This is a genomic window from Vibrio splendidus, assembly GCF_001557875.1.
GTDB lineage: Bacteria > Pseudomonadota > Gammaproteobacteria > Enterobacterales > Vibrionaceae > Vibrio > Vibrio splendidus_F.
This window is the reverse complement of sequence record NZ_LNRF01000001.1, coordinates 233,052-248,760: the sequence shown is the minus strand read 5'-3', so window position 1 is coordinate 248,760 and position 15,709 is coordinate 233,052. Positions and strand designations below refer to the sequence as shown.

The following is a 15,709-nucleotide window of genomic DNA, read 5'->3' as shown; positions in this document are numbered from 1 at the left end:
ATTAGAAATCATGACTATTTCACACTTATTTAATTCAAACTCTACCACCTCTCAGCTTAAGCGTTCATTACTGATTGCACTTGTTTCATTTACACCCACTTTGGTGCTAGCTAATCCAAGTTCAGACGTGCTTGATATCTACAACCAAGCGGCGCAAGGCAATGAAGACCTAGTTGAAGTGGCTTACGAACGCCTTAATGACACGTTGCAACAAGACGGTGCCACGCCACTGACTTTGGTTTACCTAGGTAGCACAGAAACTCTGATGGGCCGTGATGCGTTCTTACCTTGGAACAAGATGAAGTATGTCGAAAAGGGTTTATCGACCATTGATAAATCATTGGTGCTGCTTAAAGACGAAGACCAGCCGATTCATGAGCAACCTCGTGTTCAAGGGCTGCCAGATTCTTACCTGACTCGCGCCATGGCTGCAGTGACTTACACCTCTCTGCCAGACATGTTTAACCACTTTGATCGCGGTTATGACCTGTTCCTCTCGTTACTCGCGGAAGATGATTTCCAGCAACAGCATTTCGCTGCAACCTCGTGGATTTACCGTTATGCCATTACCGCATCGATTCGTGCTGAAGACTTCGAGCAAGCACAGGTGTGGCTTGAAAAAATGGAAAGCACCGATGCCGGAAACATCGAGACAATGACAGCTAAAGCCCTAATAGCGAAAGCCAAATAGCGGTTTACTAAAGCTCATTAACAACTGCGAACGCTTAAGAATGATGGGTCAGTGGAGGACAAAGGAATGATTGAATTTAAAGATATCGGCAAAGCATATGTCACTGGCGGTCAACGTGTTGATGCATTAAACGGGGTCGATGGACATATCCAGCGCGGTGAAATGGTGGCGTTGTGCGGCCCGTCGGGATCGGGGAAAAGTACACTGTTGAACATCCTAGGTTTGTTGGATATGGACTATCGAGGTGAGATAAACATTGATGGCAAAGCGTATCCAACAGAGCAAATTTCCGCTGCGCGCTTTCGTCGTCAGTCGTTGGGTTTTGTGTTTCAGCGCTTCAATCTTGTTCCGGTGATGACGGCGCTTGAGAACGTCGCATATCCATTGATGTTGAACCAATGCACGAAGCAAGAACAACAGAGCAGAGCACTACATATGCTGGAGCGCGTTGGTTTGGGGGATTACGTTCATCACCGCCCAGACAACCTTTCAGGTGGTCAGCAGCAACGTGTCGCGATTGCCAGAGCGTTAATCCACAACCCAAGCCTAGTGATTGCCGATGAGCCGACTGCCAGCTTAGACAGCCACACTGCCAACCTTGTGATCGACATTATGAAAGAGCTCGGCCACGAGATGGGCACCACCTTTATTGTCGCAACGCATGATCCAAGAATGGCGCAGCGTTGCGACAGAGTGATTGAGTTAATCGATGGAAAACTCGCTCCACAAGCCGCAACTACGGAGGCGATCTCATGGGCAAGTTAACGCAAAGAATGAGCACGTTTTTACTTCCAACTTCGGTGCGTTTGGCGTGGCTTAATTTATTAAGAAACGGTCGACGCAGCCTGCTTTCGGTATTGATCATCGCGATTGCGGTATTTGCGCTGACCAGTGCGGGCGGCTATGGGCTTTACACCTATGAATCTCTGCGTGAATCGACAGCGCGAGATACTGGTCATCTTACTTTGAGCACGCCGGGATATTTTGAGCAAGACGAAGACATGCCGCTGAGCAATGGTCTGGACAACGTTCAAGCGCTAACCAAGAGCATTATTGGCGATAGTGACGTGCGTGGTGTGCAGCCGCGAGTCTATTTCAGCGGTTTGGTGTCTAACGGCAGTAAGTCGACCATCTTTATGGGAACGGGTGTTAATGAGCGTGAGTTCGACATGAAAGGTCCATTCCTTGATGTGCGCAGTGGGCAAACCCTGTCGGATGTGAAATCCCCAAGATACGACAACCAAGAGCCACAAGTGATGCTGGGAACTGACCTTGCTCGTAACCTCAAAGTTGCGGTTGGCGATTGGGTAACGCTGCTCGCCACCACCAGTGACGGTGCTTTGAATGCTTTTGATTTTAAGGTGCAAGGCATCTACTCGACTGGGGTTCCTGAGCTAGACAAACGTCAGCTGTACGTCCACATCACCACAGCCCAAGAGCTTTTGGCCTCAGACAAAGTCAGCACCTTGTCGGTGTTCCTTTTCGAAACCAGCAAGACATCGATCGTGCAGCAACGCATCGAAGTGTTACTGAATAGACAAAGCGATCCACAAGCTCCCGAAATAGAGATCACCCCATGGCAAGATCGCGCGTTTTTCTACACCAAGGTTAAAGACCTTTACGACCGTATCTTCGGCATCATGGGCGCAGTGATGGCGTTGGTGGTGTTCGTGTCGCTGTTTAATACTATGACCATGTCGGTGACGGAACGCACTCGTGAAATTGGCACCTTGTCGGCACTCGGCAGTTACCCTTCTGAAATCGTGGCAGGCTTCTTAAAAGAGGCGGGTTTGCTGGCACTGATTGGCAGCGCGATCGGCGCGTTAGTGAGTGGTTTGGTGTCGCTGTTATTACTGGTGGTTGATATACAAATGCCACCACCTCCGGGTCGAACCGAAGGTTACCCACTCAACATTTACTTCTCATTGGAATTGGTTGGTTACGCCACTTTAGGTGTGCTGACGATATGTTTGCTGGCTGCTTATTTCTCTGCTCGCAAAGGCGTGAATAAGCCAATCACGGAGGCACTGGTTTATGTGTAACTTAATAACTCGTTCATTCAATACCTTGGGTTTGGCTTTCGCGTTGGGCTCTGTTTTGGCTTTGGTTCTAGTATCGGCACCGAGCTGGGCAGTCGATTCACAACAAGTAATAGAGATGATCGCCAAGGCGGATAGTTACCGATTGAATAGCGCCCAAGCGTCTAAGGTAGTGTCTCTGGTGGCGCTGTATCAAGACGAGCAACTGGACAAAACCCGTGAATACAACGTCTATACAAGACCAAACCGAGAGTCGCTAGTGGTCTTTAAATCAGCTGTTGAGGCTGGGCAAAAGATGCTGATGATTGAAGATAACTATTGGCTGCTGATGCCAAAGTCACGCCGTCCGATTCGTATCACACCAATGCAAAAGCTATTGGGTGAAGCCTCAGTAGGGGACATCTCGACGCTAACGTGGAGCGAAGACTACCAAGGTGAGTGGGTTGCCGAGCAACAGGTTGAGAGGCCGACTGGTGAGACACTTGATACTTATCATCTAAAACTAACGGCGAAAACCAAGGGTGCCAGCTATCAATCGATTGATCTGTGGTTAACGGCAGACCGAGCGTTTCCAGTTAAAGCGGATCTTTATCTGCGTTCAGGAAAGCTGGCGAAACAAGCTTGGTTTACTGAAGGCGTACGTGATGGATTACCCACAGTGGTGTCGATGACCTTGCTCGATAAGATTCAACCAAGCAAGAAAACTGTAATTGAGTATCGCGAAGTGACTGAGCAAAGCTTGGAAGACAAGTATTACAACCCTGCTTACTTATCGCGTAACAGCGTGTCTGGGCTTTAGGTGAGCGTCATGAAAGCTTCCAATCGCCGACTCCACATCAAGTCTTCAATCGCTACTTTACTTGCCTTGTCTTGTGTGAGTCACACAGTTCAAGCGGACGACCTGAGCTTGGCGTGGGATTGGCAACTCAGTGCAGAAGCCGTTGAATCGCGAGAGTCGCCATTCAGCCCTTTAGCATCTAATAATCGTCAGTCGTTCAATGGCTTGCTGGATCTTGAAGTTGGATACAGCAATTGGCTTGGCCTGTTTGCAGTGAAAGCCAATGATATTTTGAACAACACCCCTCAAGGGCAAGAGGCGAGCTTTGAATCGGAATTCATTGTGCGTGAGCTGTTTTGGCAAGGTGGTGTTGAACTGTCTAATTCAGCGTTCGGTGACCACTATCTTGATGTGACACTTGGCAAGGTTCGCCTCGATTGGGGTGTCGGTTATGGTTACCGACCGTTAGACATCATCAAGCCTTATCGACAAAACCCAGTAGGTATTGTTGCAGAAGAGGGCGCGGGTGTGGCTTCGGCGTCACTGTTCGATATGACGGGAGAATGGACACTGCTTTACAGTGATTCATCATGGACTTCGCAAGATGTGAATGAGTTTGAAAAGCAGAACCAGCAACAAGGTATTGGCTTACGTCGCTACAATTTGATTGGTGACCACGAATATCAATGGGTCGCTTATTACGACGATGTACGCCACGGCTTGCTTGGAGCGAGTCTAGTGTCGGTATTAAACCTCGCGTGGGAGTTTCATGGCTCGGTGGTCTATCAACGACAAAGTCTTGGCTACAGCCAGCCTGATTCAATGTTTAAACCAGTTTATCTTGAAGAGCAGGGCGAGGCATATCAAGTGTTGGCAGGATTAACATGGGCCAATGATACTGGCCACAATGTGGTGTTGGAATACTGGTTTGATAGCCGCGCCTGGAGCAATTCTGAGTGGCAAAGTGCGATGGAGAGTGCAGAGTCTTTGTCTCTTAATCCAATGACAGCATCACTGGCCGGTTCTTACGCACAAGGCTATCAGCATGCCAACTTGGTTCAACACAACATCATGTTCCACTGGTCATTGGATTCAACACATGGCTGGCTTGAAGATATCACGCCGACATTCGACGTCATGTTGTCTCCACAAGATGGCGGCTTTATTGCTACCCAGTGGCTCAACTATCAGGCTTTAGATAATGGCAATTCATCGTTGGATTTGGAACTTGCTGCACGCTTTCTAGGCGGTAAAAGTGATTCTGCTTACGCCAACTTACCCGATAGTCATATGATTCTTTTAAATATCAAAGGACGATTTTAATGAACACTTCTTCAAACAGTCAGTTTTCATGGATTAAGAGCTTCACGCTGACCACTCTGTTTTGTTTCGTCATCGCCATCACCACGCAGACAATTTGGGGCGGCGATCTTGTGGTCAATCTCGCGATCAGTTTTGGCTTTGGTTACAGTGCGGTGGGTTCCTCTTTCATCTTGGTTAAGTTGTTCAAGAGAACATCCCGAACGCTTGAAGTGGGTATCTCAATGGTGTTCGCGATGACCTTTGGTACCTTGAACGCGCACTATTGGTTGAACGGATATTTCGGGGCCAGTATCTCGGACCTTAAATCCGTAGTCTTGCTCGGTGTGATCTTCTGTTCGGTTTGCTATTACTATTTCTACACCAGAGAGCAGCAGTTACGTGCCGATAACGAATTGGAAGTGGCCAAGCGTCGTCAGGCCGACCAAGAAAAGGTGGTGGTGCTCAGTCAGCTTAAACAACTACAGAGCCAAATTGAGCCGCACTTCTTGTTCAACACACTTGCGACCATCAATGTATTGATTGAGAGTGACAGCGCCAAAGCTAAGTTGATGCTTGAAAAATTGACTGACTTGTTGCGTGTGACCCTGAAGAATAGCCGCACTGAGCAATCGACCATCGCACAAGAGGTCGATTTGCTAGACGCCTATCTGAACATCCAGAAGATACGATTAGGTGAGCGTTTGACGTTCTCGATTGAAACACACGAGATTAGCGATTTGCAGGTGATTCCACCGTTCTTGATTCAACCCTTGGTCGAGAATGCACTCACGCACGGCATCGAACCCAAAGCCGCTGGTGGCCAAGTGAATATCCGCATAGTTCAACAAGCCGATCAGATGAAAGTTGAAGTGGCTGATAATGGCGCTGGGCTGAAAACGCCTTCGGTGAATACTGGCAATGGTGTTGGGTTGAGTAATATTCGTCAAAGAATCGAAACCCTGTATGGTGACAAAGCGAGTCTAACGATTACTGAACACGCTGAAGGTGGGGTGGTGTCAACGATCTTGTTACCGCTGACTGCCGCAACTGCCTAGGTCTACACACCAGAAAGCACCGAACAGTGGCGAAAAAGAGACGATTTACAGTGTGAATTTAAAGGACTAACCATGAACAACTCAGCAATACAGCCGAGCGTAACGGCGATTATCGCAGACGATGAAGCACTGTTAAGGCACCACCTAGACAAGAGTTTGGCTGAGGTTTGGCCGGAGCTAGAGATCGTCAGCAAGGCAAAAAATGGTTTGGAGGCGATGCAGAGTATTCAGCAGCTTAAACCCGACGTGGTTTTTCTCGATATTCGTATGCCGGAGCTGGATGGTATCTCGCTGGCGAAACAACTCAACAAGCTAGCTTCACCGCCATTGATTGTGTTTATCACGGCTTATGACGAATACGCAGTTAAAGCCTTTGAGCACAATGCGATGGATTACCTGCTGAAACCCATTAATGAAGAACGCTTACTGGCCACATGTCAGAAGGTTCAAGCACGTCTGTCGAGCAACCAAACGCAAACAGGTAGCACGCCGGAACAGCCCGATATCACAGCGTTAATGGCTCAGCTTCAACAGCTATCACAAGCGACCTCGCAGCCAACGCAGGCTCCTTATCAACCGCAGCAAAAGCATCTCACATGGCTCAAAGCCAGTGTCGGAGAAGACATCCATCTTATCGCCGTCGATGATGTCGCTTACTTCAAAGCCGAAGACAAGTACGTCTCGATATTCAAAAAAGGCCAAGCTGGTTTGCTAGAGGAATTTATTCTTCGCGTGTCGCTAAAAGAGCTGATTGCGCAGCTTAATCCGGATGAGTTTTGGCAAATCCACCGCTCGGTGGTGGTTAAAGTCTCCGCCATTGATAAGGTGAAGAAAGGGCTCTCAGGTCAGATGTCGGCGTATGTGTCAGGGGAAAAGCTACCGATCAGCCGTGCCTCGCAAGCGTTGTTTAAGGGTATGTAGCCAACAAATAAAAGGCGCTACATATCGGCTTTATAATTTATTTATGTAATTTATAAATCAAACATTTTCATACTTATATCGAGTGACTCTAAAATTTTAGTCGTTTGATTTAATGGCGAATTATTACACTTTTGCGATCGGATATATTGGGGTAAAGCCCTTCAAAGAGATCGTTATGAAAGCAAACTATTTAGTCATCGTATTGAGCTCCACATTGCTAGGTTGCACTTCTACTCCTCAGCAACAGACGTTATTGAAATCTGACCCATACTGGGTCACCGGTGAATTAGATAACGGCTTAACCTACCACGTTTACCCTGACCGAGAACAACCGGTATCGGTACGCTTACTGGTGCATGCTGGCTCTTTCCAAGAGAGCGAACAACAAAAAGGTTATGCCCATTTTGTCGAGCATATGGCGTTTAATGGCAGCAAAAACTTTTCAGGGAATGATGTAGTAGCGTTGTTTGAGCAATCTGGTGCTAGCTTTGGCGTTGACTTAAATGCTTATACCTCCTATCAAGAAACCCTCTATAAGTTAGATCTGCCCGACAACAAGAATCTAGATAAAGCGTTAGCTTGGTTTAGAGATATTGGCGATGGTTTACTGCTGTCCGGAGATGAGATCGAAAAAGAGAAAGGTGTGATATTAGGGGAATTTCGACACACACGCGTTGAAGATAAACCTCTCTCATTTAAGTTCTACGATCATATGATTGAAGGCACGAATTACCAAACTAACGATCCCATTGGTACTAAAGAATCCGTTTCTAATGCGAATATTCAAGAATTAAATAACTTTTACCAAACGTGGTATCAACCTCAGTTAAGTGAGGTGATTGTTTCTGGTGATATCACACTGGCAGAAGTGATCCCTTTGATTGAAGAAACCTTCTCTGACTGGCAAAGAGGTACAACATCGTTACCCGTGAAAAACCAGTCAACGGATTATAATACTCAAGATTTTGTGGAGTATGTATCAGGAAGCGAGCCACCAAGCATCGGGGTTGTTATTGATAGAGGGGAGAGAGTGACACGTAGCCATGAGCAACAACATCAGCTTTGGCTAGATGACATTGCTCAGCAACTCATCCAGCAAAGGTTGAATTCGGATTTTGTTGACGCTGCATTACCAGTGCAATGGGTTGCTTCGACTCCCTATTTCTTAGAGTACCAAAGGTATTCCATTACTACGGTTGGTTTTCCTGTCGATAGTCGAGAGCAAAGTCAGCAGCAGTTTATTTCTACTCTCGCCTCATTGCGTGATCATGGTGTGAGCGAATATGAGTTTACGAGTGTGATACATCAATACCAAGCAAACCTTGATGACATTCAAGCTAACTGGGAGAGAATGAACGCAGTCACTCATGCTGACGGTAAGTCGACGTCACTGGTGATTAACCAGACGGTTCAATCACAGCTTGATTATAAGTCGAGTTTGAAAGCGTTTCTTGTGAGTACGGATCTGGAAGCAGTAAATGATAATTTAGATGATTTACTTTCTAGCCCTTATATTTTGGGACTAGGTTTATCGTCTAAAGAAGACTTGCAGGCAATGAATAGCGGGCTAAAAGATGTCCGGAAAGCCTATAAAAAGACAGGTAGCAGACCATTGCTAGTGACTGCAAGCTCGGCGTTTAGTGTTCCTGCATCTCAAGGAGAAATTGTAAAACAAGTTCAGGTGAGTGGCGATCCTAATTTGAAGCAATGGACATTAAGCAACGGCATTGAAGTTTTGTATCTCCGTAACTCTGAGGCAGGTAATAGTGTTGGGGTTTACTATGCAAGTGAGGGGGGGAAAGCGGCGTTGGATCCTTCACTGTTTCCAGCTGTAGAGGTTGCCCTGCCAGCTTCGATTCGTAGCGGTGTTGGTAAATTTAGCGGTTCGGAGTTAACTGCTCACTTGAGACGCGAAGACATTGAAATCTATCCCTTCATCAACTTTACCCATCATGGCTTTGAGATAAGCGCTAAGAAAAAGACGCTCGCAGAGGGTTTAGCTGCGCTGCACACCATTATAACCGAACCTAAAATAGACAGTGATCAGCTTGAGGCTGTGAAGTCTGAATTTGCTCAAGATCGTACAGCATATTTAGAAACGCCAGTTGGTCAGTTTATTCAGATGGTTAATCGAAATAGCTATCAAACAAGCAGCCGCCACATGATGCTTGAAAGTGACGATATTAAGGCTGTTACGTCGCAAGATATACTTGACGTTCAGCATCAACTCTTCCAAAAGTTAAGAGACAACACATTGGTTATTGTTGCTGATATTAATCCAGCTGAAATTAAGCCTCTTGTGCGTCAATATGTTGCTTCACTGCCATTAGAAGCCGCTGTGTCTCCTCAGTATCAGGTGGCTTATAGTACTGATTCGAAAGAACGAATGGATATATCCATCAATAATGAAGACAGCAGTCAGTATTTATTGCGTGTGATTTCCCAGCAAGCTCGGGATAAAACCGCAAAAGATGTGTTTATGGACGATATGCTTCAGCGTGTATTGTCGAGCCGTCTAACAGCGTATGTTCGTGAAGAGTTAGGTTTGGATTATGCGCCTTATGTGTACTCGGTCTCACAAGACAGTGAGCCTAGTTATGACTGGTTAATAGGCTCTTCAACTGCTCCAGAAAACTCAGATAAAATTGAGCAGGCGATTGATGAGATCATTGTTGAAGCCGCAAAAGGGATTTCTGAAGATGAGACTCGAACGGCAGCTAAGCAGCTTGTGGCGGACCTTACTCCACTAAAATATAAGCCCACTCAGCAAGCTTGGTTTATTTCTCGTTATTTCATTCATGACTATGGTTTTGAGGCGTTGTTTGATCTACAGGGAACGGCAGACTCAATTTCTAGTCAAGATATGACAGAGTACGCGAAAGAAATTTTTGGTGATAACAGCTATCAGTTGAAGAATTTGTTGAGACCACAAAGTTAAATCTAGTTAGGTGAGTGGTTTTTCTTGAAAGCCGCTTCTACCCTTTATATGTGAATTCACTTAGAAGCCAAATGTTCAAGCATTTGGCTTTTTTATTGCGCTGAATCTTGATGAATTTTGGCAAAACCACTCAGAAACAGTGCCTCGCAAGCGCTGTTTAAGGGGATGTAGAGAACTAGCTTAAAGGGATGTAATAGGTTCTTATTAAAACGCTAATTCAAATGAATACAGTGATCTTACATATCACTTGGTAATTTATAAAATAAAGATCCAGATCACAAAGATACTCATCCGGTTCAATATTAAATAATAATCGTTAACTCAATCTGTATATTGTCGATGAATGACATTAAGAGGTTGTTATGAAAACATATTATTTAGCAACGGCAATATGCCTATCTGTGGTGGGGTGTAGCTCAACATCAAACATCACTGAACAATTAATCCAACCAGATCCTGCCTGGACTTCTGGTCAGTTGGAAAATGGTTTCACTTACCATGTTTATCCAGATCATGAAGCATCGGTATCTGTACGTTTAGTCGTGCACGCGGGCTCCATTCAAGAAACGCCTCAACAAGAAGGCTATGCTCACTTTGTCGAGCACATGGCATTTAATGGCAGCAAGAACTTTTCTCAAAACGATGTGATTCGTCTTTTTGAAGATGCGGGTTCTAGTTTCGGTGCGGACCTAAATGCTTATACCTCTTATGAAGAGACGGTGTATGAATTAGATTTGCCAGATAACCTCCAATTAGAGTCAGCGTTAACTTGGATGCGTGACATTGGTGATGGTCTCGATCTTGCCAGCTCAGAAGTTGAAAAAGAGAAAGGCGTCATTCTCGGTGAGTTCCGTATGGCTCGCCTTGATGATAAGTCATTCGGAGAAATATTTTACGATCACTTCATTGAAGGTGGTCCCTACGACTCTCAAGATTCATTAGGCACTAAAGCGTCCGTTGTCGATGCAACTTCTCAAGGCCTAGGCGACTTTTACCAGACTTGGTATCAACCTCAGATCGCTGAGTTAGTTGTTTCAGGTGATGTTGACCTCAAAACCTTGGTTCCATTGATTGAAGAGAAGTTTTCGGGTTGGGAGCGCGGCGAAACACCAAGACCAGAGAAACAGAATTCGACTTCGTTTAATGAAGGTGATTATGTTGAGTATGCAGGAAGAGAAGCGCCAAGCATCACTTTAACGTTCAGCCGTGGTCTGTATCGCATCGAAAACCATGCTCAACAACACCAGCGTTGGTTAGATGAAACTGCTCTACAACTCATTCGTCAAAGACTCGAAACGGTATTCAACGACGCGGCCTTGCCGACCCAATGGGTAGCATCTGAAAACTATCAGATGGGGGCTCTGAATTATTCATCAATCAGTGTTGGTTTCCCGAATGGTGGGCGTGACGTAATCCAACAGGAGCTTCTCTCTACGTTGGCATCACTGCGTGATTTTGGAGTGTCGAATACGGATATCGTTGCCGAGCAGCACTACTACCAAGACCTGCTGGATAACATCGAACACGATTGGGATAAATTTGATAGCGCTGATCACGCGGGCGATAAAGCGAGTGCTCTTGTTAGTGGTCGAATCGTCCAGTCACAGAAAGACTATCAAGCCAGCTTAGAAGCATTCATCGCGAATCTAAGCCTTGAAACGATCAACGACAGCATCAAGAATCTGCTCTCTGATGATTACTTCCTGGTTATCGGGATGGACGACTCTGAGGATAGAACAGCTGTCGTCAACTCTCTAGATAGCTTAAAAGCGACTTACAGCGAGCCTGGAACCCCGCCGCTCGCTATTGCTTCTGCAAGTGCCTTTGCCGTTCCTAGTTCGAAGGGCGAGGTTGTGCTTGTAGAACAAATGTCGGTAGATCCATACATTCAGAAATGGACGTTAAGCAATGGCATCGATATGTGGTACCTGCGTGATTATGCTGCGGGTGATGATGTTGGTGTGATGTATATGAGCCTCGGTGGTAAATCAGCTTTAGATCCTAGCTTGTACCCTGCCGTTGAAGTTGCGTTACCGACGTTTGCTCGAAGTGGTGTCGGTGAATTTACGGGATCTGAGCTGCTAGCTTATTTTGACCGTGAAGATATTCGAGCTGATAGTTTCATTGGGAATACCCGTCATGGCATTGAATTTAATATTCAGAAATATGGGCTTAAAGATACATTTGCTGCGCTGTATACCTTCATCACTGCGCCTAAAATTGTTCCCGAGCAGTTAGAGGCAGTGAAGCAGGAGTTTGTACAAGGTCAAGAATCTTTCTTAAGTAGCCCTGTTGGTCAGTTTGAACGAGCAATAAACCAAAATATCTATAGTCCGGACAGTAGTCACCTTTTTGTTGATAAAGAGCGTGTTGAAGCGGTTTCAGTGGAAGATGTCGATAACCTTCATCAGCAGCTGTTTGGTCAAATGAGACACAACCAACTAGTGGTCGTGGGTGATATCGACCCAAGTGTATTGAAGCCTTTGGTTCAGCAGTACTTGGCTTCTATCCCATTGGAAAAAGCGGCGGTACCTGAGTTTAAAGTGGCTTACAACCAGCCACTAGAGTCACGTATTGATTTGGCGATTAACAATGTAAATAGTGCAGAGTACGTCTTGCGAGTGATCTCTGAACCAGCAAGCGATACCGAGCAAGGCTTTACGGCAAAAGATGTGTTCATGGAAAGCTTGCTAGAACGCCTACTGACGACTCGATTAGATAGCTATATTCGTGAAGAGTTGAGCTTGGATTACTCGCCTTATACGTATTCGGCGTCTGCAGACAGCGAGTTGAGTCATGAATGGGTTATTGGTGCGATGATAGCTCCAGAAAATGTCGATCAAGTCGAGGTGGCGATTGATAAGGTGATTGCAGACCTCCTACAAGGTGTTTCTGAAGAGGAAATGCGAGCGGTTGTGAAACAGTTTGAAGCTGACTTCACACCTCTTGAGATGAGCTCTATCGACCAAGCGTGGTATGTGTCTCGTTATCTGCTCCATGGTTACGATATCGAAGCTTTGTCTCAAGTAGAGCGAGTGGCGAGATCGATTTCTGCGGAAGATATGAATGCGTTAGTGCAACGTATCTTTGGAGAGAACAGTCGCAAGGTTAAGAACATCATGCGACCTGAAGCTTAATCGCTTTTATACAGTGTAATAGCTATAAACGTCGTAACGATAAGCGTTGGACGTATAGGTAATTGAAAGCCAAGCCTAGTTGCTTGGCTTTTTCTTTTTTTAGAAGCACTGAAGATTAATCGGTTGCCTCGAATCATTTTCTAAAAAAATGTTTTAAATCAAGACAGCGTTTCATTTGTATTGTAGATTGGCGATCTACGAGAATGTTGTTTGGATATTAGATTGCTTAAATTAGGTACCCGATTAGTCTTAATGTTGTTTTTACTGAGCTTTGGCTTAGTGAACTCTAACGGCTATTCGTTCCCTTCTAAGCCATTTCAAATATACTCAGCTCAAGAGCAATCTTCGCAGAATGATCTTTGTAAACAATCGGCTACGGATAATCCGTCGAGCTACTTAGAGTGCGATAAGGCTCAGTTTGGCACCGATCCTTCTGGTGACAGTTCCAACTATCACGATACAGAATCAAGCCTTCAAGCAGCAAACTTCAGACGCATGCTCAGCAATGAGCAAGAAAGTGTGGCCGATCTTGAGCCTGCTTATCATCTACTGATCGACTTCTCCCCCCCTTCATTGCTGGCTTCTCTGCTTTTCAACACACCGTTGTTGGATTCCAAGCAGCACTGGACCAGCATTGTGAGTTCTCCGTCCTCCCGGCTTTCTGGGTGGAAAGAGGGCAACATTCAATACTCGCATTTCCGAGAACTTCTTAGCTAATCGTTTGACCCTAAATTGGTCGTATCGATGGTCACTTGTGCCCGTTGAACTCACCAGTTAACCCAATATAGCGACACACAATTATTAGCCTCACTATTACTCAATCAGCTTGTTTTGGTTGTGACTAGTTGTCGTTCGTGTTCGCAAAACATTAGACATACCAATCGTAGTAAATAACTGAACACCCTAGCTGGTTAAAATGCTCGATAACTGCGTTAGAATTTTTGATTGTAGAATAGCTACTTATCGAAAAATCCTGCCTTGTTCTCAAGCCTTTTTCCTGCGCTAGTGTCGATCATTTATTCACCGTGATTGGTAAAAAGAAGAGATCTTGACTGTGAAAAAACGCATTCCAAGAAAACAAATTAACCACTACTCAAAGTGGAAATACGTGGTACTTATCGCCACTATCATCATCATGGTTCTGAGTGCTTTACCTTCTTGGTATGGCGAGAATGCATCGGTTCAAATTAATAATCGTTCTGAACAGACCATTGATGCGAGTCAAATTACCCAATACCTTGCGAGCGAAGGCATCCAAGCCAAATCTGCATTTCAAAAAGACAACCGTTTGGTCGTGATCTTGGAAGATGCAGAGCAACAAGCGAAGGCTAAAGAGGTGCTGAATGAACGCCTATTGGACAACGCGACTGTTGCGCTAGCGATGGAGCCTGCAGCCCCAAAATGGCTGACTGACATGGGCTTCGCGCCGATTCAGCTAGGCCTTGATTTACGTGGTGGTGTGCAGTTCCTGCTAGAAGTGGACATGGAACCGGTTTATCACGCACAAGCGCAATCTGTGGTCGACGAGATCACCAGCCAAGTGCGTTATGCACGCGGTAAAGTGGTGAACAACCAAGTTGAATTTAACTTCCGTACAGATGCAGATTTCGAAAAAGCACAGAAACTGATTCGTGAAGAGTTCCCACAATGGCAACGTGACCGTTCAGATAAATCGCTAACGTTAACTCAGTCTGAAGAAGAGCAAAGAACGCTACGTAACCTAACAGTTCAACAAAACCTGCAGATCATGCGCAGCCGTATTGAAGAGCTCGGCATCACGGAGGCATCGATTCAACGCCAAGGCGAAAGCCGTATCCGTATCGAACTTCCGGGTGTTCAAGACCCAGCAGCCGCGAAAGACGTGATTGGTGCTACTGCTTCGCTTGCATTCTACTCTGTATACGACAATGCAACTCGCAATACTCAAACTCTGAAAGATTCGGATGGTAACCGTGTGGTGGTTGCTCGCAAAGCGGTGCTGAGCGGCGAACACATTATCGATGCCCGCAGTGGCATTGGTGAGATGGGCAGTGCTGAAGTAAACATCACGCTGGATTCTTCTGGTGGTAAGAAAATGTCTGAGTTTTCTCGCCATAACATCGGTAAGCCAATGGCGACTGTTTACAGCGAATACAGCCGTGACAGAGCCGGTAACAGCGAAAAAACCAGTGAAGTGATCAGTGTGGCGAACATCCAATCTCAACTGGGTAGCCGCTTCAGAATCACAGGTGCAGGCAGCATGGCAGAAGCACAAGAGCTTGCTCTACTGCTACGTGCAGGTTCATTAACAGCGCCTGTTACCATCATTGAAGAGCGTACTATTGGCCCGTCTCTGGGGGCAGAAAACGTAACTAACGGTTTTGCTGCTTTGGCTCTTGGTCTTGGACTTACTCTCACGTTTATGGCGCTATGGTACCGCCGTCTTGGTTGGGTCGCGAACTGTGCATTGGTGGTTAACATGACCACATTGTTTGGCTTGATTGCCTTGTTACCGGGTGCGGTTTTAACTTTGCCGGGTATTGCGGGTTTAGTACTGACCGTCGGTATGGCGGTAGACACTAACGTGCTTATCTTCGAACGTATTCGAGACAAGATGAAAGAAGGGCGCAGCTTTGCTAGCTCTATCGACCGTGGTTTTGATAGCGCATTCTCGTCAATTTTCGATGCTAACGTCACCACCATGATCGTTGCTGTAGCTCTATACACAATCGGCAATGGACCGATTCAGGGCTTCGCTCTGACACTGGGCTTAGGTCTTCTAACCAGTATGTTCACGGGCATTTTTGCTTCACGAGCGATCATCAATTTGGTTTGGGGGCGTGACCAGCGCCACGATGTAAGGATTTAA

The 15,709-nt window shown here is 45.9% G+C and carries 11 protein-coding genes; all 11 read left to right on the top strand.

The genetic code is table 11. The annotated features are described in order from the left end of the window. Positions 1-10 precede the first annotated feature (10 nt). On the top strand, positions 11-691 hold the full coding sequence (locus tag ATB74_RS01070; protein WP_061015910.1) for a hypothetical protein: 681 nt from the start codon (positions 11-13) through the stop codon (positions 689-691). 66 nt (positions 692-757) lie between these two features. Further along, complete coding sequence (locus ATB74_RS01065) at positions 758-1,456, top strand: ABC transporter ATP-binding protein (RefSeq protein ID WP_061015907.1); 699 nt, start codon at positions 758-760, stop codon at positions 1,454-1,456. Continuing rightward, positions 1,444-2,733 (top strand): ABC transporter permease, encoded by a 1,290-nt coding sequence (locus ATB74_RS01060; RefSeq protein ID WP_061015905.1) that lies wholly within the window; start codon positions 1,444-1,446, stop codon positions 2,731-2,733. Before ATB74_RS01065 ends, ATB74_RS01060 begins: the two co-directional genes overlap by 13 nt. Continuing rightward, entirely contained in the window at positions 2,726-3,529 is an 804-nt protein-coding gene (locus ATB74_RS01055) for an outer membrane lipoprotein-sorting protein (RefSeq protein WP_061015903.1), read from the top strand. Before ATB74_RS01060 ends, ATB74_RS01055 begins: the two co-directional genes overlap by 8 nt. Before the next feature lie 9 nt (positions 3,530-3,538). After that, positions 3,539-4,831: a hypothetical protein gene (locus ATB74_RS01050; protein WP_061015898.1), complete on the top strand. Its 1,293-nt coding sequence runs from the start codon at positions 3,539-3,541 to the stop codon at positions 4,829-4,831. Further along, positions 4,831-5,865, top strand: coding sequence for a sensor histidine kinase (locus ATB74_RS01045; RefSeq protein ID WP_061015896.1), 1,035 nt, complete (start codon positions 4,831-4,833; stop codon positions 5,863-5,865). The genes ATB74_RS01050 and ATB74_RS01045 overlap by 1 nt, the downstream gene beginning before the upstream one ends. Positions 5,866-5,937: 72 nt before the next feature. Next, the gene (locus tag ATB74_RS01040) at positions 5,938-6,786 is read left to right on the top strand and encodes a LytR/AlgR family response regulator transcription factor (RefSeq protein ID WP_061015894.1); all 849 of its coding nucleotides are present in this window, start codon (positions 5,938-5,940) and stop codon (positions 6,784-6,786) included. A gap of 175 nt (positions 6,787-6,961) precedes the next feature. Further along, on the top strand, positions 6,962-9,724 hold the full coding sequence (locus tag ATB74_RS01035) for a M16 family metallopeptidase (protein WP_061015893.1): 2,763 nt from the start codon (positions 6,962-6,964) through the stop codon (positions 9,722-9,724). Positions 9,725-10,086: 362 nt separating this feature from the next. Beyond that, positions 10,087-12,861 (top strand): M16 family metallopeptidase, encoded by a 2,775-nt coding sequence (locus tag ATB74_RS01030; RefSeq protein ID WP_061015888.1) that lies wholly within the window; start codon positions 10,087-10,089, stop codon positions 12,859-12,861. Positions 12,862-13,113: 252 nt separating this feature from the next. Then, positions 13,114-13,578: a hypothetical protein gene (locus tag ATB74_RS01025; protein WP_060980857.1), complete on the top strand. Its 465-nt coding sequence runs from the start codon at positions 13,114-13,116 to the stop codon at positions 13,576-13,578. Between the two features lie 331 nt (positions 13,579-13,909). Beyond that, positions 13,910-15,709 carry a protein translocase subunit SecD gene (secD, locus tag ATB74_RS01020; protein WP_081090041.1) on the top strand — a complete coding sequence of 600 codons (1,800 nt, stop codon included), beginning with the start codon at positions 13,910-13,912 and terminating at the stop codon, positions 15,707-15,709.